The sequence below is a fragment of the Oceanobacillus locisalsi genome (assembly GCF_042675985.1).
Classification (GTDB): Bacteria; Bacillota; Bacilli; order Bacillales; family Amphibacillaceae; genus Oceanobacillus; species Oceanobacillus locisalsi.
In genome coordinates, this window is the sequence record NZ_JBHTKK010000001.1 from 365,947 (window position 1) to 385,808 (window position 19,862).

General features: G+C 38.0%; 23 protein-coding genes and 1 pseudogene. 16 read left to right on the forward strand and 8 right to left on the reverse strand.

Annotation, left to right across the window (positions count from 1 at the left end; genetic code table 11):
- Positions 1-279: 279 nt before the first annotated feature.
- Positions 280-867 carry a LysE family translocator gene (locus ACFQ19_RS01615; RefSeq protein WP_379590172.1) on the forward strand — a complete coding sequence of 196 codons (588 nt, stop codon included), beginning with the start codon at positions 280-282 and terminating at the stop codon, positions 865-867.
- Positions 868-1,088: 221 nt separating this feature from the next.
- On the opposite strand, the gene ACFQ19_RS01620 is transcribed toward ACFQ19_RS01615, so the two are convergent.
- Complete coding sequence (locus tag ACFQ19_RS01620; protein ID WP_379590173.1) at positions 1,089-2,036, reverse strand: nucleoside hydrolase; 948 nt, start codon at positions 2,034-2,036, stop codon at positions 1,089-1,091.
- Between the two features lies 1 nt (position 2,037).
- Positions 2,038-2,979 carry a nucleoside hydrolase gene (locus ACFQ19_RS01625; RefSeq protein WP_379590174.1) on the reverse strand — a complete coding sequence of 314 codons (942 nt, stop codon included), beginning with the start codon at positions 2,977-2,979 and terminating at the stop codon, positions 2,038-2,040.
- A 245-nt stretch (positions 2,980-3,224) separates the two neighbouring features.
- On the opposite strand from ACFQ19_RS01625, the gene ACFQ19_RS01630 reads away from it, so the two are divergent.
- Positions 3,225-4,721, forward strand: coding sequence for a glycoside hydrolase family 32 protein (locus ACFQ19_RS01630; RefSeq protein ID WP_379590175.1), 1,497 nt, complete (start codon positions 3,225-3,227; stop codon positions 4,719-4,721).
- 126 nt (positions 4,722-4,847) lie between these two features.
- Here ACFQ19_RS01630 and ACFQ19_RS01635 read toward each other — a convergent pair whose 3' ends face one another.
- Together ACFQ19_RS01635 and ACFQ19_RS01640 are read right to left on the reverse strand one after the other, a co-directional pair.
- Entirely contained in the window at positions 4,848-6,431 is a 1,584-nt protein-coding gene (locus tag ACFQ19_RS01635) for a BCCT family transporter (RefSeq protein WP_379590176.1), read from the reverse strand.
- A gap of 160 nt (positions 6,432-6,591) precedes the next feature.
- Positions 6,592-7,452 carry an oxidoreductase gene (locus ACFQ19_RS01640; RefSeq protein ID WP_379590177.1) on the reverse strand — a complete coding sequence of 287 codons (861 nt, stop codon included), beginning with the start codon at positions 7,450-7,452 and terminating at the stop codon, positions 6,592-6,594.
- Between the two features lie 124 nt (positions 7,453-7,576).
- Here ACFQ19_RS01640 and panB point away from each other — a divergent pair, with 124 nt between their 5' ends.
- The 5 genes from panB (at position 7,577) to ACFQ19_RS01665 (ending at position 10,739) form a co-directional block, all read left to right on the forward strand.
- Complete coding sequence (panB, locus tag ACFQ19_RS01645; RefSeq protein WP_379590309.1) at positions 7,577-8,368, forward strand: 3-methyl-2-oxobutanoate hydroxymethyltransferase; 792 nt, start codon at positions 7,577-7,579, stop codon at positions 8,366-8,368.
- On the forward strand, positions 8,365-9,243 hold the full coding sequence (gene panC / locus ACFQ19_RS01650) for a pantoate--beta-alanine ligase (RefSeq protein WP_379590178.1): 879 nt from the start codon (positions 8,365-8,367) through the stop codon (positions 9,241-9,243). The genes panB and panC overlap by 4 nt, the downstream gene beginning before the upstream one ends.
- The gene (gene panD, locus ACFQ19_RS01655; protein WP_379590179.1) at positions 9,218-9,601 is read left to right on the forward strand and encodes an aspartate 1-decarboxylase; all 384 of its coding nucleotides are present in this window, start codon (positions 9,218-9,220) and stop codon (positions 9,599-9,601) included. Before panC ends, panD begins: the two co-directional genes overlap by 26 nt.
- A gap of 248 nt (positions 9,602-9,849) precedes the next feature.
- Positions 9,850-10,224 carry a YbaN family protein gene (locus ACFQ19_RS01660; protein WP_379590180.1) on the forward strand — a complete coding sequence of 125 codons (375 nt, stop codon included), beginning with the start codon at positions 9,850-9,852 and terminating at the stop codon, positions 10,222-10,224.
- Positions 10,225-10,286: 62 nt separating this feature from the next.
- Positions 10,287-10,739 (forward strand): DUF2269 family protein, encoded by a 453-nt coding sequence (locus tag ACFQ19_RS01665; protein ID WP_379590182.1) that lies wholly within the window; start codon positions 10,287-10,289, stop codon positions 10,737-10,739.
- A gap of 116 nt (positions 10,740-10,855) precedes the next feature.
- Here ACFQ19_RS01665 and ACFQ19_RS01670 read toward each other — a convergent pair whose 3' ends face one another.
- The 3 genes from ACFQ19_RS01670 to ACFQ19_RS01680 form a co-directional block, all read right to left on the reverse strand.
- Entirely contained in the window at positions 10,856-11,596 is a 741-nt protein-coding gene (locus ACFQ19_RS01670) for a hypothetical protein (RefSeq protein ID WP_379590183.1), read from the reverse strand.
- Positions 11,597-11,615: 19 nt separating this feature from the next.
- A complete protein-coding gene (locus tag ACFQ19_RS01675) occupies positions 11,616-11,864 on the reverse strand; it encodes a hypothetical protein (RefSeq protein WP_379590184.1) in 249 nt (82 codons plus the stop codon).
- Between the two features lie 163 nt (positions 11,865-12,027).
- Complete coding sequence (locus tag ACFQ19_RS01680) at positions 12,028-12,336, reverse strand: hypothetical protein (RefSeq protein ID WP_379590185.1); 309 nt, start codon at positions 12,334-12,336, stop codon at positions 12,028-12,030.
- Between the two features lie 688 nt (positions 12,337-13,024).
- Here ACFQ19_RS01680 and ACFQ19_RS01685 point away from each other — a divergent pair.
- From ACFQ19_RS01685 to ACFQ19_RS01725, 9 genes are all read left to right on the forward strand, one after another.
- Positions 13,025-13,624, forward strand: coding sequence for a sigma-70 family RNA polymerase sigma factor (locus ACFQ19_RS01685; RefSeq protein ID WP_379590186.1), 600 nt, complete (start codon positions 13,025-13,027; stop codon positions 13,622-13,624).
- A gap of 1 nt (position 13,625) precedes the next feature.
- Entirely contained in the window at positions 13,626-13,844 is a 219-nt protein-coding gene (locus tag ACFQ19_RS01690) for a helix-turn-helix domain-containing protein (protein ID WP_379590188.1), read from the forward strand.
- Between the two features lie 48 nt (positions 13,845-13,892).
- Positions 13,893-14,108: a hypothetical protein gene (locus ACFQ19_RS01695; RefSeq protein ID WP_379590189.1), complete on the forward strand. Its 216-nt coding sequence runs from the start codon at positions 13,893-13,895 to the stop codon at positions 14,106-14,108.
- Between the two features lie 83 nt (positions 14,109-14,191).
- Positions 14,192-14,362: a YvrJ family protein gene (locus tag ACFQ19_RS01700; protein ID WP_379590191.1), complete on the forward strand. Its 171-nt coding sequence runs from the start codon at positions 14,192-14,194 to the stop codon at positions 14,360-14,362.
- Positions 14,355-15,038 carry an N-acetylmuramoyl-L-alanine amidase gene (locus ACFQ19_RS01705; protein ID WP_379590192.1) on the forward strand — a complete coding sequence of 228 codons (684 nt, stop codon included), beginning with the start codon at positions 14,355-14,357 and terminating at the stop codon, positions 15,036-15,038. The genes ACFQ19_RS01700 and ACFQ19_RS01705 overlap by 8 nt, the downstream gene beginning before the upstream one ends.
- Positions 15,039-15,670: 632 nt before the next feature.
- Positions 15,671-15,838, forward strand: a complete 168-nt coding sequence (locus tag ACFQ19_RS01710; RefSeq protein WP_379590193.1) for a hypothetical protein — start codon at positions 15,671-15,673, stop codon at positions 15,836-15,838.
- Positions 15,835-17,157 (forward strand): peptidoglycan-binding domain-containing protein, encoded by a 1,323-nt coding sequence (locus ACFQ19_RS01715; protein ID WP_379590194.1) that lies wholly within the window; start codon positions 15,835-15,837, stop codon positions 17,155-17,157. The genes ACFQ19_RS01710 and ACFQ19_RS01715 overlap by 4 nt, the downstream gene beginning before the upstream one ends.
- A gap of 651 nt (positions 17,158-17,808) precedes the next feature.
- The gene (locus ACFQ19_RS01720; protein ID WP_379590195.1) at positions 17,809-17,961 is read left to right on the forward strand and encodes a hypothetical protein; all 153 of its coding nucleotides are present in this window, start codon (positions 17,809-17,811) and stop codon (positions 17,959-17,961) included.
- A 145-nt stretch (positions 17,962-18,106) separates the two neighbouring features.
- On the forward strand, positions 18,107-18,430 hold the full coding sequence (locus tag ACFQ19_RS01725; protein WP_379590196.1) for a hypothetical protein: 324 nt from the start codon (positions 18,107-18,109) through the stop codon (positions 18,428-18,430).
- An 87-nt stretch (positions 18,431-18,517) separates the two neighbouring features.
- Here ACFQ19_RS01725 and ACFQ19_RS01730 read toward each other — a convergent pair.
- Positions 18,518-19,164, reverse strand: a pseudogene (locus ACFQ19_RS01730) (IS4 family transposase); the annotation flags it as partial.
- Between the last annotated feature and the right edge of the window lie 698 nt (positions 19,165-19,862).

Below are 19,862 nucleotides of genomic sequence, written 5' to 3' on the forward strand. Positions count from 1 at the left end.
TTTATTTTTGAACAGGGTATGGTGTATAGCTTCCGCTCCGGCCAAGCCCTCTGCTTTCCGACATACAACGATCCGTCGCAGCGGTAGCTTGACACCTTACCTTCTATTCTTTGTCAAGGGAGTTAACAAAGGAACGATCAACTCCTGTTTCACTGGAAATGAAGCTACTTTTTAAGGTGCGAAAGTTGAGAAAATAAGCAATATACATGTTGTATTCTTTGATCTGAACTATGTATAATAAACCTTAATCTGAATCGATTATGGAGGAGTTATACATCTATGCCTATTTTTCCTTTTCTTACTTTTGTTTTTGTCAGCAGCTTTACACCCGGGCCAAATAATTTTATGGCTATCTCTTTTGCAAACCGCTATGGGTTTAGAAATACTCTCTCTTTTTGTATAGGCGTAGGGGCAGGCTTCTTTCTCATTGCCTTAATTTGCAGCTTTTTCAACCGTGCCCTTATTGAAATTCTCCCTGTTATTGAAACGCCATTAAAATTCGCAGGTGTTTCTTATATGCTTTATCTGGCTTATAAAACATTTACCAGTTCAGGAAGCGGCGAAGCATCTTCCGAAAAAGCGCAGAAAAATTTATTTGTAATCGGCACGTTGATGCAATTCATTAATCCGAAGGCGATTCTCTATGGGATTACAGTTGTGGCTACCTTTCTTTTACCTTATTATCAGTCCTATATAAGCTATGTTCTGTTCTGTCTTTTCCTCGGTCTCATCGGTATATGCAGTTCGATTACTTGGAGCCTATTCGGATCGGTGCTTCAAAATTTCTTATCTCGCTATCACAAGACTTTTAATGTGGTAATGGGTCTCTTGCTTGTATATAGTGCTTTTGCTATTTTAATGGGATAAACTCTGCTAAACCGTTACGATCCTTGCATCATCCGCCTTCTTTAGTACAATAACAGTAAGACAGTACATCAGAGTGAGGAGAATCATGATGAAAAGAGGTATCCGGTTTATTATTGGCTTCCTGCTTGGGGCCTTCATTTACTTTTTATTTATTCATTAAAACTGCTGTTTTTGATGAAAAGCCAAGTCCTTGTAAACAGACTTGGCTTTTTCATTGTTATTTATTTGACAGCTCCTAAAACATCTAACAGATTCTTCTTAAACCGCGCACGATCCACTGCTTCACAAACACGGACATTAGGCTCTTGCTCCAGGCGATTATTGATATCCACCAGACTATATCCTCTGGTAAGCTCCCCTTTTGTTTCCACATCCACATAATAATCCTGCGCCCCTGTCATAATACGCTCATCTGCCGCAATCGCTACTAACAGCGTATCGGGATGTGTCGTCCCATTCAGACGATGTACAGACTTATTAAATTGCATCACAACTTTATTAATATCTATAAAAAATTGAGAGCCTGCTGTTTCCAAATCAGCAATTTCCGCATGGTCGTTATCATCCATGATAGAATAATCGATACACATATCCCAGCCAACCATGGTAATCGGAATGCCGGAATGCAGGACGAGCTTTGCAGCTTCCGGATCCACATAGAAATTATACTCCGCTGCAGGTGTAATATTCCCTAATGTATTATTCGTCCCGCCCATGATATAAATATGCGGAATATCCTTGATAATAGAGGGATCCTTCTTGATTGCCATCGCAATATTCGTCAACGGCGCAATCGCTAATAAGCTCACTTCTCCTGGATATTCTTTTACTTTCTCAATAATAAAATCAACTGCATGTCCTTCTTCCGGGCGCTGTTCCGCCTTTGGAAAATGCGCGCCGCCCATGCCATCATCGCCATGCACGTCTTCTACTGTCCGGTGTTTTTCCTGTCCTGTTACAAGCAGCGGACGCTCAAGACCTTTATAAACTGGAACTTTCTCTTCCGGATGAGCGACTTGAATCGTATACAGGGCATTTTCCACCTCTTGATGAAAATCCACATTCCCGCCGGTAATCGTTACCCCTTCTACTTTAAAATGGTGCATGGCTGTTAAAAGGGCAATTGTATCGTCCCCGGCTGTATCGGTATCAATAATAACTCTTCTCATCTTATTTCTCCTGTCTCGCTAACCCTGTAATATAATCAAAGAACGCATCCCGTTTCACTTCATACACAAACTGAACAGGGCGTCCATCTTCTGAGATCTCGGTTTTCCCTTGACTCGCGCCATTCGGATAAACGATGCTTTTCACTTCTTTTTTCTTTACCAAATCGGGTTTGCCAATCGTTGCTGTTGTTAAAACATCCCATAAGAAATAAGTGGAATTGGTTTGAAAATGAACAAGCGGCGGCACCATTGCATAGCACTGACCAAGGAAATCAATACCGATATCTTTCCGTTCAGCAGCCCACCTATCTCTGACATCTGGCGTCAATGGAACCATATTCGTGCTTTCTAAAGCGATAAGGTCAATCTCGATGGCACTGTCCCATACTTTTTTCACCGCTTCCGGATCCCAGAAAGCATTCCATTCTGCGGTCCCATCATGTTCCGGTTCTTCTACATTCCCGTTTTCTAAGAAAGTTCCGCCCATCCAGACGAGTTTGTCAATTTTCTCCTCAATATCCGGAGCGATTTCCAAAGCTCTGGCTAAATCGGTCAGCGGGCCAACAAACACAAGCGTCACTTTCTCCTCACTCTTACGAAGCACATGAACCAAATGCTCGTGTGCTTCTGCTTCCGCAAGCTTGGCTTCTATCTTCCCGGACTCATTTAGTATCGGTAAAGCATCTACAAAGAATGCATGCATACGCCAATCTTTTGGAAATGGGTTTTTGCCGCGGGAACTGGATGCCGCTACTTCGACATTCTGTCCCTTTCCAAAACGATCAATAATTTTACGGCTTGCATACACAGCCGGTTCCAAATAACAATCTGCCGGAGTAACGCCGACGCCGGTCAATTCCACATCTTCCATCTGCAGTAATAAAAACAGCGAGATTAAATCATCTACACCGCCATCATGATTCAAGTAAACTTTCTTTTGCATGAATACATCCCTCTTTCTTCATACTCACCTAAAAATGAATACATAATTATATTGCTACATTACCACAAAACGAAACTTCATTCAGCAGGAGGTTTTGCTTTTTCATCTGCAATTGGTAAACTATACGATAATACCGTTTTTAGAACGACATTTTTTGTTTTGGCACCATCATCTCGATTATTTTCATAGTCGTTTCTATCTTTTCTGTACCAATCAAAAACCAAAATGAAACGAGGGCTTACTATATGGCACAACACAAAACACACTCTGAACAGCTTGCTCGCGCTAATCAGGCAGTGACAGATACCAAACATGCACAGAAGGATGCTTCTTATCGGCTCCACTATCATTTTATGGCCCCGACAGGCTGGTTAAATGATCCAAATGGTCTTATCCAGTACAATGGCATATACCATTTATTTTATCAATTTAATCCGTACAGTTATGATTGGGGGCCCATGCATTGGGGACATGCGACAAGCACTGATCTTGTGCACTGGAAACATCAACCGGTTGCTTTAGCACCTTCTGAACCCTATGAATATGACGAAAAAAAGAGTGAAATGGGCTGTTTCTCCGGATCAGCTGTTATGAACGGAGATATCATGACACTGTTTTATACGGGGCATTTAGAAGGACATGACCCAAAAGAAGTACAAGCTATTGCAACATCGACAGACGGCATACATTTTACCAAACATCCCGCAAATCCCATTATCAATGGAAGCCCGGAAGGAATAAGCGATGAATTCCGCGATCCAAAAGTATGGAAACACGGTGAACTTTGGTATATGGTTGTGGGAACAGCTGTAGGTGGCGCTGGCGCCATAGCATTATATAAGTCCAGCAATCTAATAGATTGGGAGTATGCAGGTATTGCTGCCAAAAGTGATGGCACACAAGGCAATATGTGGGAATGTCCAGATTTATTCCCGTTAGGAGACAAGTATGTTTTGATTACCTCTCCTATGAATACAGATCGCGGTAAAAGTACAGTCATGGTCGGCAGCATGGATTATGACAAAGGTATCTTCATTCCAGAATCACAGCGCGAAATCGACTACGGAATCGATTTTTATGCTGCCCAGACTTTTAAAGATGCGAAAGGGAGGCGTATTCTTATCGCCTGGATGGACTTTCCCTTCACCGAATTTCCGTCCAAGACCGACAAATGGTCCGGAGCTATGACAATTCCTCGCGAACTCTCTCTTGGCAAGGATGGCTATGTACGTTCTCAGCCGGTTCCAGAGCTGACTGCACTTCGGGATAAGCATACGCACTTTGATAAACAGATATTATCAGAAGATGAAACATATCCGCTTTATACCGATCAGCTTTTGCAGCATAGCTATGAATTAACATGCAAATGGACATTACCTAAACATAAAGATCATGGAAAAGCTGGTTTACACTTACGCCGATCCACAGATGGTTCAGAGCGGATAACTGTTTCCTACGACTTGGCAACAAATGAAATCATCGTCGATACAACACATGCAGGCGAACTTTCTCACAAAGCGGTTAATAAAGCCCGTTTGTTGCATAAAAACGACGAGGTAACATTTCATATATTTGTCGATACCTGCTCTGTCGAAGTGTTCGTAAATGATGGTGAGGCAGTGCTCTCCACACGAATTTATCCGGATCTTGCAAGCAACGGGATCGCATTATATACAGAAGGAATCGAAGCAGCCACAGCATGTATGGATATTTGGAATCTTAAGAGCGCAGAAATATCATAACGGGACAAGCTATGTTTAGCATTTATGAAAAATGGAGCTTCCATGAAACACAGGGCCATGTCGCACCTGCTGGCGGAAGCTCCATATTATTTAGAAAGCCACATTTTCTCTTCGAAGCGCCTTTTTTTAATCCTTTTGCTTCGTAGTAGCATACCTTGCTTTCCGCACATTTTTCACCCAAGCTCTATCCTCATCCATCATTTTCTTAGCCGCAAAGACCGTCAGAATTTGAATAATAATAATCGGTATGCCCATTAATCCCGAGAGCACTTCCAGCGGAGATAAGCCGCCTACACTCATCAGTGTTAAAGCAAGAACCGTAATCAATCCTGCGACCAGGATGCGTAATGATTTATACGGGCTCGATTTGGACATATCCTGATTGGACATATAGGTTGCCACGGTATAGGTTGTTGAATCCAATGTAGTGATTAAGAAAATCGTTGCAATTACCGTAAACAAGATAAGAATAAAAGCAGACATCGGCAGAGAGCTCAAAACAGCCGGGATAGATGCTTCAATCCCTTGATTTTGAACAATATCCAGGACGGGTATGGTATCCGTCACTTGCCTGTGAACACTTAATCCGCCAAGAATGCCTGTTGCAATCCAAGACAACAGCATCGGCGCCATCAAGTACGTTAATATCATTTCTTTAATAGTTCTGCCTTTGGATACAATGGCAGCAAAAACGCCATGAAGCATAGCCCAGGTTGCGTTATAAGCGAACCAAAAGACCGTATGGCTTTCAATATGCGTCCCGCCCTCTAAGTTCAGAGAGTTGGTATACAGGGAAAAGTTGATATAATTAGAGAATAAATGACGTAAGGAATCTGAAAAGAAATTCATGATAAAGATTCCAGGACCGATAATAAGCACAAGGATAGCGAACGCTCCTGCAAGATACATATTCCATGTACTCAATCGTTTGATTCCTTTATCAATGCCTACATAAGCACTGATGGAAAAGCCTAAAACCCATACCAATGTAACAATGAGTGTGAAAGGAAAGGTAACTTCTATATTTAACAATTCTGCCAGATTATACGTGACAATCGGTGTACCTAGACCTAATGTTACTGCCCCTCCTGCTAAAATACTGACTAAAAAAAGGACATCAAGAATGATTCCGCCAATGCCGTCTGTAAATTTATCACCGAATATGGTACGACTTGCTTCAGAAATGCGCATTCTTGGCTTCTTCCTGACGTATAAAAGGTACCCCATTGCCGGTGCTACCATAACAAAGACAGCAAAGGTCTGGAAGGTCCATAAAAACATACTGTAAGAATTCCCGGCAAGAATCGCTTCCATGGATCCAGCATCAAGTCCGAACGGCGGATCATTCGCAACCTCGCTCCATTGCGTCAATCCTGTCCGCATGACAGTTGAACCGAGACCCATGGCGATTAAAATAGATGCATATTCAAATAAGTTATATCTTGGTTTCCTGGAAGGATCACCTAAAACAACCCTTCCATATTTAGAAAATGCAAAGAACAGAGCAGCTATAACAATAAGAAATGCATACCACAAATACCCCCATTTAAAGGTATCCACTAATGTATTAAAAATATTATCCAATAATTCCATGGATTCGCTGGTATACAGAGCAAATAAAAAGCTGATCATCGTTATAATAACAATAGAAGGAATAACAATCTTTTTTTCTACCAAGCTTTTTTTCTTCTGATGTTCCGGCGCGTCCATTTTGTTTCTCCTCTCCTTTTTATTGTTTGATTAAGAGCATCAATAGGAAGATGCCGCCTATTTATCATGTCTTACTAATACCACGGAGAAAAAATAACAAAACATAGAAATATAAAATTTCCATTTTTTTATTCTTTCTTTTTTCACGCGCCTCTTTGCCTCACTCTTTCATCTCACTCGCCAGTAATAAACTGTACACCGTATCTAAACAAGGTGTATCTAAGTTGTATGCTTTACTTTTTTGATATAAATAGCCTTGAATATAAGCAACTTCCATTTCCTGCTCGTTTATCATATCGTAATACATACTTGTCCCCATATAAGGCGGGTACCCTGCATAGATATGCATGATTTCATCTGTAATTTCCGTCCAAAAATAAACGCCCTCTGCTGCAGCAATATCGATGCCTTCGCGGATTAATCTTTTACACAACTTCTGTATTTTTTCGTCCTGTAAAATAAGCGCCGTATTCCTGCTGAGTGCGGTGACGGAGTTAATCGCGACATTAACGAGCAGTTTATACCAAACTTCGTAACGATAATCAGAGCTTAATTGAAGTTCCAGATTACTTGCTGCAATACTTTCTTTTAATTTTTTCGTTCCTGCATTCTCAGGCAGAATCAAAATACGATCACGAAAATGCGTAACCACATTCCCTTTCTTCTGTCCGCTAATATAGACAATTGCCTGATACGCATTCGGAATGGGAAAGGTATCCAGCTGTCCATAACCATTCTGACAAAGAATACAAACCGTATCTTCATGTGTCAGCTGATCTAAATAGGGCATGATTCCTTCCAATTGTGATCCTTTCATTGTGATAAATACATAATCAAAGGCTTTCTTCACTTCTGAAACAGCTTCGACAGGAAAAGCAGCAGTTTCCTGCATGTCCGCTCTTTCTACAAAAACTTCCCCCGCACTTCTGCCAAGAAAAGTCACTTGATAACCGCTGTTATGCAACGATTCGCCGATGACAGAACCGACAGCACCGGGGCCAATCACTCCAAATGTATCCATTTTTATTCCCCACCTTTTTTCTCAGACAAATAACTTGCCATTGTGAAACGTTATAGATAATTTTATAATAAGAAGAACAATAAAAATAGTAGGTGATTTAAAAGTGAACTTCCTTCATGATTTCATGAACATGAAACGGAACGGGGAAAAAATGACAATGCTTACAGCGTACGACTATCCAAGTGCAAAGCAGGCAGAGCAGGCAGGAATAGAGAGTATTCTTGTCGGAGACTCTCTTGGCATGACGGTTCTTGGCTATGAAAGCACCGTGCAGGTTACGTTGCAGGATATGAAGCACCACGCAAAAGCGGTACGCCGGGGAGCAGCAGATACATTTATGGTCGTTGATATGCCATTTGGAACAGTTGGCATCGATGATAAAACAGATATGGAAAACGCGGTTGCTCTATACCAAGAAACCAACGCCAACGCTTTGAAAATGGAAGGTGCGCATGCTGCCTCATTGATTAAAAGATGCACACAAAGCGGTATTCCCATTGTTGCCCACCTTGGACTGACACCGCAAAGTTTCGGTGTTACCGGCTATAAACTTCAGGCAGCATCAAAAGAAGCCGCCGAGACTTTAATAGAAGATGCCAAGCTGATAGAACAAAGCGGTGCTGTGATGCTGGTGTTAGAAGCCATTCCAAGTGATTTGGCAGCAACGATTACCAAACAATTATCCATCCCTGTTATCGGCATTGGCGCCGGCGCAGATACAGATGGCCAGGTTCTTGTTTATCATGATGTGTTAAACTATGGCGTTGACCGCAAACCAAAGTTTGTCAAACGCTACGGAGACTTTACGACAGGGGTAGATGCATTAACAACCTATCGCGAAGAAGTAAAGACCGGCATATTCCCATCACCCGAATTTACGTACAAGAAACAAATTATGGATGAGGTAGACCCATGACGCAACGTATCACAACCATACAAGAAATGAAAACTATCCTGCGAACATTCAAACAAGCACAAAAGCAGGTCGGCCTGGTGCCTACGATGGGGGCTTTACATGATGGTCATTTAACGATGGTTAATGCCTCCTTGAAAGACAATGATATTACCGTCGTCAGTGTATTTGTGAACCCGCTGCAATTTGGTCCAAATGAAGATTTCGATGCTTATCCCAGAGATATCGACAGCGATCAGGCAAAGTTAGAACCGCTTGGCGTTGATTATATTTTCTACCCTAGCGTAGAAGAAATGTACCCGGATCCATTAGCGATTTCTTTAAAGGTCAACCGTATGGCTGACGTACTGGAAGGCGCAAAACGTCCCGGCCATTTTGACGGCGTTGTAACAGTAGTTAATAAACTGTTCAATATCATCCGTCCCGATTTCGCTTATTTTGGTAAGAAAGATGCGCAACAGCTGGCGATTATTGAAAAAATGGTTGCTGATTTTAATCATCCCGTCAGCATTATCGGTGTGGATACCATCCGGGAATCCGACGGCCTTGCCAAAAGTTCCCGCAATGTCTATTTAACTGAAAAAGAACGCCAGGAAGCTGTTCATTTATACCAAAGTTTGATAACAGCCAAGGCGAGATATGATGCCGGAGAAAGAAACAGTGCCGTTTTAATGAACACGATCAATACGCACCTTACGGAAAACATCTCTGGAGAAGTCGAGGATATTGCTGTCTACAGTTATCCGGAATTAGTAGAACAGCCGCAGATTACCGGCCAGATTTTTATATCCCTGGCTGTAAAATTTTCCAAAGCCAGGTTGATTGATAATATTATCATTAAAGGAGATAGCTATGATTCGAACAATGATGAACGGTAAGATTCATCGTGCACGAGTAACCGAAGCCAACTTGAATTATGTCGGCAGCATCACCATTGATGCTGATATTTTAGATGCTGTCGATATCCTGCCAAATGAAAAAGTCGCTATCGTTAATAATAACAATGGAGCACGCTTGGAAACCTATGTTATCGCCGGCGAACGTGGAAGCGGAAAAATCTGTTTGAACGGTGCAGCAGCCCGTCTTGTACAGATTGATGATGTGATTATTATTATTTCTTATGTGCAGTTAAACCAGGAAGAGCTGAAAGAACATACACCCAAAGTTGCCGTAATGAATGAGAAAAATGACATCGCGGAATTGATTCAGGAAACAGAAAATCAAGCCGTTTTATAAAGCGAAACTTCATTCAGCGGGAGTTTTACGGGCGGTTCTCCGTGATAAACACTATTTGAAAAGGCTTTGCCCTATGGCAAGGCCTTGTTTCTTTTTCTAATATTCTGCTTGCAATCTACACAAATTAGTCATTTTATGCACCTTCACAGACAGCTATTCTATTGTAAAATAGAAGTGGTTTCTTAGGGAAAGGCATATAAACTGCTGCTTTAAGCAGTATTTTATTCCAAGCGAAGGCAGGTGTTACGATGAAAAAGGCATTTTTAGTCAGCTGTGGCTCCTTATCGCTGGGTCTGGGGATCATTGGTATTATTTTACCGCTGTTACCGACGACGCCCTTTTTATTATTGTCAGCGGCATGCTACGCCAAAAGTTCGGAAAGACTGTATCATTGGCTGCTTGAAAATAGATATTTCGGCTCTTATATTAAGAATTACCGGGCAGGAAAGGGCATTCCATTGAAAGCAAAAATCACCGCTGTAACAGTTTTATGGTTATCTTTATCGTTTACCATCATTTTTGTAATTCCCCTGATTGCCGTAAAAATCCTGCTCGCATTAATAGGCGCGTACATTACAGGTTTTATTCTAAAACAAAAAACACTTCAAAAGCATGCTTTCTAAAACGGCTCTGCTGTTGCCATTGATGAACGCGTGCTATTTGTATTTGGAGGTGGCTCGCACGAATGACATTTTATGACGTTCTCGTATTTATACATATATTTTCTGCCATTTTAGGGATGGGGCCTGGTTTTGTCATGACCCCCATTGCTAAAAAAGCTTCTAACATGACCGAACTGCGGCATGCGTATGCCATTCGCAATAAACTGCATCAATTCGTTATGATTGGAGGCACCTTGTTACTTATTACAGGATTAGGCATGGGATTTTTGAATTCATACCTTTTCCAGCAAGGATGGTTTTGGACCAGTCTGGTTCTTTTTTTACTTGCGCTAGCTTCCGGTCCAACTGTATTAGTTTCCAGCTCTAAGCCGATCAAAGCATTGTTGAATAATCATAAGGGAGAAGCCATTCCTGCAGAATATACCGCGCTCTCTAAGCGATTATTTTTCTATGAACATCTGATCAATACACTGTTTTTGATTATTATTGCTTTAATGATTACCAAGCCGTTTTAAGCGCTATTCGAAAGCGTATGGAACGGTAAAAGGAAATTGCTATCAACACTCCATATACAAGATAGCATGGAGTCTCTCACATCCTGCAGACTTATATTTTCATTACAAAACCGCTGTTACGGTATGGAAAATGTATCAGAAACCCGTTCCACCATTGGCTCATACTCTTCTTGTAAGTCTGCTGGATATTCAATGACAAGATTCGCTATATAGTCATCGCCCAAAATCGATTTTTTATAAATATGATTTGTTCCATCATTATAAGAAACAACGTACCAATCATCTTCCTGTCTTTGATAACTGATGGATTCCCCTTCCTCTTCTGCCTCTGCCAGTTCTCCCTCATAATAAGGCTCAATTGATTCTACCTCATTCACAAAAGCAGTGCCTTCTTCCGTTATACTAGCATGACTTCCCGATGCAATAATTGTGGCCGTATCATCATTTACTTCGATTCCGTCATTGTTTTCCGGCATATAATCTGCTTCAAACGTAGATGGATATTCAACAGAAAATCCGAATCTTCCATTTTCATAGGAGTCATAAGCATCCTCCTCTGCTTCTGTATCTTCTTTCACTTCCGTATCTCCATCTGTTTCCGAATCATTCGTGCTATCGGAAGGGTTATTTGAAGTGTTTTCATCAGCTTCTTCTGAATTACGATCGTTTTCATTTATATTATCTTGATTATCGTTGGTTTGATTACCATTTTCATTTTGTGCATCCTCATTGTTTTCTTCCATATTTTCCTGGTCATTGTTCGTTTGATTATCAGCTGTATCTTCGTCGTCAGTACATGCTATGAGTGTGACACTGCATATCAGAATAAGGGTTATCGATATCATATATTTCTTCATCATTATTCTCTCCAAACATTCATTCCATTTTCTCTAAGATCCGACCGTGCGTCCTCTTTTGCTCTTCTAACCAATCATATGTCATCCTCTGCTTTTCTATCCATCCAAATATCCAGCTGGCTCCTTTTGATATTAGGATACCTGTTATTGACAAAACAATGGCTCTATACGTTATCGCTCCTGCCATTAAATAATCAAAAACAAAAAAGTAAATAACCAAGAAAACTGCGCCAACTGTAGCTAACTTGATAAGGTTCACATATTTCATTTTCACCATCTCCTTACAGAAAAGGAGCTATAGCTACAAATATGGCTCCTATTAATGTAATAAATCCCGATATCCTCGTTACCATTGCATTTCTTTTTCTTCCATCTATCAAGGCCTCTATAAATGAGAGGAAAAAGAAAGTTGGAATATCTCCCTTGAAATATTACGGTCCGCCTCCACCTGAACTTCTTATCACTTTTTTCTCGTAACCGCATCGTTGACAGCGATAAATCAGACGAAATGGAACGTCATCATCCCAGCCGACATGTTCAAATTTATGGAATCCAATCCGGCAAAGCAGGCTCTTTTCTTTTCTGGTTGTTAGATAATATGTCAAAAGAATAACGACACCAACAATGATGAATACATAATGAAAATAATACATATGAAATAGGGCACTCGTATCCACTACAATGAAAGCAACTCCAAGAAAAATGAGCGAATAACCGATGAAGGGAGCATTCTTTTTCATAGGGCACCTCGTAAAATATGATTGTATTATAAAAATTTTATCAACATTTATTCGTTATATTATTCAGAATATAATTTAATTAACAAGGAGTAAGGAATTTAGATCTTTTTCGTGAAATTAACTGTACCAAGACAATATAAGATACATATAATTCCATCCCTCGCATTTGCGACTATGTTCAGTTCATTTCGCCTCTAAATATCACAACAAGCATACTAATAGGTGCGATAATCAAAGTAATAAGGCTTCATGTGACTATTGCTTCTAAGAAATAACACATACAAACCCTTATCACAGACCATATCGCTTTAGGTTTCATTTAATTCCAATTTTAATCGTGAATCTCCCTGATGCCCCGGGATGTTAATTATATATTTCCGTTAATGTAATAACCTAAACTAAAAAATCTACAACATACGGGAAAAGAAATTATACATTACTTCCTTTTCTTTGCATTTTCATACGCCCCTTTAATAAAGAGAAATAAATTCAAAACAAAACATACTTTTAAAATTTCACAAAATATTTTTCAGTCTTCAAAGCCTATCTATTTAGTTTTTATCTTCAATTAACAATATATTTATAATGCAACTCTTGAAAAACAGGAACATTTGTTCTATTATGGTTGTTAAAGAAGATCGTTTTTTCTCTTTAACTATTATAAGAACTTTATGGGAGGGATAAATCTATGGTGAAAGAAGATAAGGAAGATAAAATAATGGAAACGTTTTTAAATGAATATGCACACGTGTTTAACAATCCAATATTAAACAAATTTATCCAAGATGAGAATAATTATGACCTTTTAAAGCAATCTATTTTATATCCTACTGCTGTTAATAAAGAAAAAGTTAATAAAGCTTTTAAAAACTATTATAAGCATATCCAAAAGGAAGCTTATATCAACAAACTGATTAAATTTTTTAGCATTGATTACGATAAGAAAATGCGAAAAATACAGGATCGATACCCTGTTGTACTCGATAATGACATTCATGATCAAGAAGGAACAACAATGAAAGATCTTATAGAATCCACACCACAGAATATTGCCGAGCAATCATATGGATATGAAATAAGAAATCACATTGAAGATGAGAAACTCCACAACGCACTAACATTACTTTCATACAAGCAGCTGGCCATACTAGATAAATTATATCTTAAAAATATGACGATGAAAGAAATTGCCGAATCTGTTAATACGACTCCGCAAAATATCTCTAAGCAACATAAAAGCATATTAAAAAAACTAAAGAAAACGATTCAAACTAAAGAGGAGGGGTAGTATGATAAATCTGAATTATTTGGCTCCAGACCAAACAGAGGATATAGAACAATTATTAAATCATTTTGATTCTAAAATTAAGCAAACTTCCCGAAATGCTTCTTATCATAACCGCCATGACTTAGAACAAGAATTACGGTTAAAAATTATTGAAAAGCTACTGGAAGTAGAGTTTAGAGAAGCCCCTGAATTCTGGTGGTTTTTCCAAGATTGCTCTTAGGCGTTATCAACACCAGATTATTTATAAATGGAAAAAAGGAGATTTTCTATGAACACTGATATTTTAATGAAATGTTATTGTAAATCGCGGGAAATGACAAGCTACTATAGCAATCTACTGAACAATGACAGCCTCAACAATATGGAAAAAGATATCATTTATGACCTGCTTTTAAATAATGTAAATGCTTCTGTAACCATCAAAAAAATATTTGATCACACAGATGAAACAGAAAGCATGCTGGAAAAGAATTGTTCCAGCTAATAATAATTAAAATAAATTTTTCTCCTTAAAAGTTGTTTTTTTCCATAGAAAAACCTCTTTTTCTATCAAAGGAGGAATAATTTATGGATAACTTACCAGATTGGGCAATACTGTTAGGCAATTTTGGATTTCCAACACTGGTTGCTGTTTATTTGCTTATCCGATTTGAAAAGCGCATTCATAATTTAACAGAAGCCATCAGGGAATTAGAACGTACTACACTGCATAAGCAAGGAGGAACAAATAATGATTGATATAAAACAAGATATTATTCCAGTATCAAACTCCAACCGACCACAAACAAGTCTCAATCCTTCTCATATCACGGTGCATGAAACTGCTAATGTTTCTATCGGAGCAGATGCAGAAATGCATGCATCGTATGTAAAAGGAGAAAACGCTCAAGCGCAACAAGTATCCTGGCACATCACTGTAGATGACAGCCAAGCTATACAACATTTACCGTTTAACGAAGTCGGATGGCATGCTGGTCAAGAAGGAAATCACACTTCTATAGGGATTGAAATTTGCGTCAATCAAGATGGAGATTTTTCAGAAGCTCAAGGAAACGCAATTACTTTAATCCAACAGCTAATGGATGATTTATCTATTTCAATTAATAACATCGTCACACATCAATATTGGACAGGGAAGAACTGCCCGGCAAATCTATTAAACTCTTGGGAAGCTTTTATAAACGAGATTCAAAATAATGGAACGCCCCCGCCGGCAGAAGGACAACAACTACGTGTTGTAGCAGAAAGCTTATGGGTTTATGATAAACCGGATTGGAATGCGAGATATGCTACCGTCAGCAAAGGAGAAGTTTTTACCATTGTGGAGGAATTAACCGTTAATGGATCGTTGATGTATCGTTTGAAAAGCGGGCTTTATATTACTGGGAACACACAATATGTAGAGCTGGTTTAGTTTGAAGGAAAAATAAATTTCCTCTGTTTGTGGATACTTTACTATACGTTTTAATTATTTTTCAAAAGAGGTTGTTTTTCTTCATTTCCATCTGTAGTAACGAAAACCTTGGCCATCTCTTAATCTTGCATCAGAGCCATTCGAGAGAACGACTATCATTGCAATTGCAGTTTCGAGTTTATATTACTACTATGGTTAACTTAAAATCAATTTTCAATAAAAGGAACTGTTGCACATTCAGTTATATGATTGTGCGACAGTTTTTTGTTTTCTTAAAAAATAAACTATCAATCCCTCTATCCGCGTCTGTAATTACCAGACAGTTCAATCAACTTGAGAAATAGAGACATTACCTGCACAAAATCACCTTCCTTTTTAGCGAATTCTACTCCTTCAACTACTATTTCCCGAGAAAATTTAAAAAATTAGAAATGTAGGTTTACTTTTTAAATGTATTTTTCACTTTATATAGTAAGCATCTCATCTCAAATTACTAATAAAAAAGTGGCGTATACCACACTCAAAAATTTTTAAAGTAACTGCCATTTAAAAAGAATGAAAAATTTTTGAGGTCGAGGTTTAATTTTTTATATTTTATTTCTCTTTATATAGTGAAAGCCTCAAATTTCTAAATGAATGATGAAAGAGAAGATTACCAAAAATTCGATATAAAAGCCTTTAAGGGGGGTGATAACAATGGTGTAACGCTTTCAGAAAAGAACATTGTTGCAGATAGTATATTTTGTACTTTATTAGAAATCTCAAAAATAAAACTAAAAAAAGAGGAGAATGAAAAATGACAATTGATAACAGAGTAGTACAGGCTGGTTCGCCAAGAAGGTTTATCACCACATTGCAAAGACAATTAGTTCGAGAAAACCCGAGTGCTCTGCCGCAACATGGAATTGATGGAACTTATGGTGCAGAAACGATGGATTGGGTGAGCCGTTTCCAAGAAAGAAAAGGATTAACAGTAGACGGCATTGCAGGACCGGAAACGCTAGGACAATTAAGAGCAGATATTATTTATCGTCCAGGTGATTCAGGTAATGGCGTAGAATTATTACAGGAAGATCTAATGTATTTCACAGTAGATTTATCCCCATACGGTGCTGATGGGGATTATGGTGCAACCACTGAACAAGGAGTACGTGACTTTCAATATTTTAACTTTATGACGGTAGACGGGATTGCCGGACCAGATACGTTTTATAAAATTGATGAATTATATGAAACGATTTTAATTCAAGAAGGAGATGAAGGAGCGCATGTCCGCCGTATTCAGGAGCAGTTAAATGAGCAGGAAGAAGTTAACCTCTCTATTAGTGTGGATGGTGGTTATGGGACGGAGACGGTTGATGCCGTGGAGCAGTTTCAGGAAGCATCTGACCTCAATATAGATGGAATAGTTGGACCTTATACTATGGTGGCGTTGGATATAGAAGCAACGCAGACTTTAAATTATGAAGAAATACAAGCAGCTTTAGATGCTTTCGGTTCAGAATCGGCTGTATTAAATAATAGCAAAGTGAATGATTTAATAGAAATTTTAGAGAGTAATAATGCTTATAGGAACACAACCAGCTATTCTCTTAATAATGAAGAAACTGCTGGAGTTTCATTTTCATATGATGATTCAGAAGATGAAATATATTTAATTTCAGGAGTAGCTCAAAACAATGAATTATTAGGCATATACGCTTATTTTGATCAAACTGGAGAAGAATTGCTAGGGTACGGAACAATTGAATTTAGCGGTTTATTATATTCTGACGAGGTAACAGTTAACATCTATGATGTGGACGGAGAACTATTAGAGACTGTAGAGGATACACGAGTTGAATTAGATAATGTGAGTTTAATCATTGCGCAAGAAGTAAGCGAAGCCTACCGAGAATTGCAAAGTAACCTATTGAAAGCAGAAGTTACAAATATTGACTTAGATGACTTAAACTATGCAGGCTGTCGTCTATTGTGGTATGGTAACTCAATCTTGCTTAGTCGGTTTGCTGTAGTTGCATTTAGTTTAGGAGGGTTAAAAGCCGCCCTAGTAAGGGTGGGGATCAGCCGACTTGTTCAGTATGCCGGTGAACAACTTTGTGAAAAATACAAACCATAAAGCCAAATTTTATTCTATGGAAGCTATTTGGGTAGACTATTATAATAAAACTATGTCTTGGCTGAAAAGCCAAGACATAGTTTTATTATAATTTAGATATTTGAAAATGACCTGAAATTAATGATAAAATATATTTAATAAAGACCATTAGGGTGGTGAATATTTATTAAAAAATATTTACGTACTTTCTCAAAATATCTTTTAGTTTCTATTCCAGGAGGTATAGTGCTTCTAGCACTAATAAGAGTGATTACTGGGGACTGGAATGGAATTTCTGGTACCATCTCTATTACTTTAATAACAGTTTTCCTAATGACTTATGAAGACCATAGAAAGAAGAAAAAAGGATATTATAAAAAGTAAATTATTTATGATTAAACTTTATGATTCTAATTAAGGGCTGTTGCGCAATCAGATAACCGATTATGCAACAGCCCTCACTATTTTAATCATCATATAACTCTTTGTGTAAACGAGCACATTATCTCCTCTAAAAAAGCCGTATAATTTTCAAATTCCTCCAGACTTATCTTTGGACATCTCTGAAGAAATGTACTAAATTCTTCGCAAATTACTTCGGGGGTAGTTGGATGATCATATCCTATGATTTTCAAATCAGCTTAGAAGAATATGCCGACAGAGGAAAAGAAAATGATTTTCCCTTATTTGATCAATGTCCTCATTGTCATTGTCCAGGTGGAGGAAATGTTTATCGGCACGGTTTTTATTGGAGAAATGGAGTATATAAGATTGAATGCTGTGGGGCGTAAAGATACTAACTTATTGACAGTACCGAACTTATAAGTATAGATATGTCATTTAACATAGAATTTTTATAAGAGCTATAATCACGGGAATTAAAATTCATAATTTCAAGAAAATATTAGCGTTTAATGTGAAAAATAACAGGGTAAACTTTACTGTAATTTTATTACGTGGGAGGGATATAATGAAAAAGTTTCTTGAGTCTTATGAAAACTTCTGGAGATATTTATTTCAGTTGAAACCAAGAAATGAAAGGAAAACCATTTTTAAGGTATTGGATGCAATTATCTTAATTTTAGCAGGTTTAATTATTTTATATGCTTTATTAGTTGACCAGCCTCTGGCAATTTTCATTGTTTCCTTCATGTATCTTATTCCGCTTTTCTTTGCTGTATCTTTTGTAGAAGGTCTTATGGATAAAAGAAAAAGAAATGCGATAGTAACGGGCATATCTACCTTTTTAACATTAATTGCAGCTATAATAATAACACTTGCTGTATATACGTGAAGAATAAAAAAAGATATGAGAATAATCAGCCAATAAATTCTTTGAGTCTAACTATTTCCTATAGCAGAAATTTATAGAATTTATAACTCAACTTTCGCACACTGAAATAGACATATAACCCTTGATATAGTTAGGTAAACCTGCCACCCACTGCTGTACTTGATTTTTGATTAATTTTTGTATTGCTTTATTGGTATGCTGGATGGAATCATCAAGAATCTCGATTAATTGCTGTAAAACGACAACCCAATCCAGTTCATCAATTTCATCACATAATTCATAGAGTAAGCCGCCCAGCGTTCGGTTATCCGTGTTACAACGGTTTTGCCAGGAAAACACAATATACCTTGCAAATACAATGGTTGTATGGCTAATCAGGGCATCATAAGACCGACTTTGGAACTCTTTTTGTAGATTTAAAAGGGATTTGGTTGTTTTGGAAAAACTTCAATATCCCAGCGCATTCCATAAATACGAATGATTTCTTAATCGCCAAGCGTGCAATCCGTGCTCAAAATAGCGAGCCAATCGCTCTTTTTATTACGATTACGCACAAATACGGCTTTGACAGGCACACCATTGGCTTGGGTTGTTTGAATAAAACGAAGGATGTCTTTCTTGCCAGCTGCCGGTTTCGCCAGACGATAAAGTTCTTTTAAACTGACATGTTTGCCATCTACCTGATAACGCTGCTTTAAATTTTTAACCATCCCAATCACATCAAGTCCTTGTTCAGCGTTTGAAAGTTCATTTTGATAGGCCCACTTTGGTTTATAATGCTTCCAAATTAGCTGCGGATCCAAGCTAAGCTTATTCAGCAACAACAAGCTGCATAATTTGGGTTTTTAAAAAATACACTTTCGAAAATTCCGCTCGTCTTTGTATTTTAAAAAAAGCAATTATAAAATTTATTCGATTATTAAATGCAAATAAAATGCATAAAATTAATTTAAATCAAAATTAGTTTTATGCATTTGTAATACAAACTTATTAACTGTATCTACTAATTGAAATAAAATTATAATTCTATATTCTCGTTTAGTAATTGTAAATGAAGGCAAGCGAATTATAAGAAAAAGACTTGAAGTAAATCTGGAGGGATTTATTATTAAAAATTCTTGGATAGATTTTTTACGAATTAAAACCAAGAAGCGAACGTAAAACTGTTTTTAAAATTTTAGAAGCAATTGTCGGCATAGTTGCTGTAGCTCTCATTATATATACAGCTATTATTGATAATCCACAGCCAGTAGTACTTCCTATATTTTTGTTTCTTATTCCACTTTTCTTTTTTATATCATTTGTAGAGGCACTAATGGACGGACGAAAAAGGAACGCTCTTATAACTGGTATCAGCGGTTTCATAACTTTATCCGGAGCTATTTTTGTGGCAATAGCGCCATTCTTATAAGTGCCAAAATCAGTTTATCTC